The sequence below is a fragment of the Acetobacter sp. DsW_54 genome, from assembly GCF_002153575.1.
GTDB classification, from domain to species: domain Bacteria; phylum Pseudomonadota; class Alphaproteobacteria; order Acetobacterales; family Acetobacteraceae; genus Acetobacter; species Acetobacter fabarum.
On the sequence record NZ_JOPD01000061.1, the window covers coordinates 1 to 289 of the forward strand.

A 289-nucleotide genomic window follows, 5' to 3' on the forward strand; every position below is an offset into this window, starting at 1 on the left:
CAGCTCTGGGTCTCGGACTTTACCTATGTCCAGACCTGGAATGGCATGGTCTATGTGGCGTTCGTCATTGATGTGTTCGCCCGCAGGATCGTGGGCTGGAAGGTCTCGACTTCCATGACCACCAGTTCGTGCTCGATGCCCTTGAACAGGCCATCTGGCAACGAAAGCCCACGGGAAACAAGGCGCTGATCCATCATTCGGACCGTGGATCACAATACCTGTCGATCCGCTACACCGAACGCCTGGCGCTGGCTGACATAGACGCCTCGGTCGGCACGGTTGGTGACAG

General features: G+C 57.8%; 1 pseudogene. It reads left to right on the forward strand.

Annotated features, from left to right (window positions below):
- Positions 1–289: pseudogene (locus HK20_RS12645) on the forward strand (DDE-type integrase/transposase/recombinase); the annotation flags it as partial.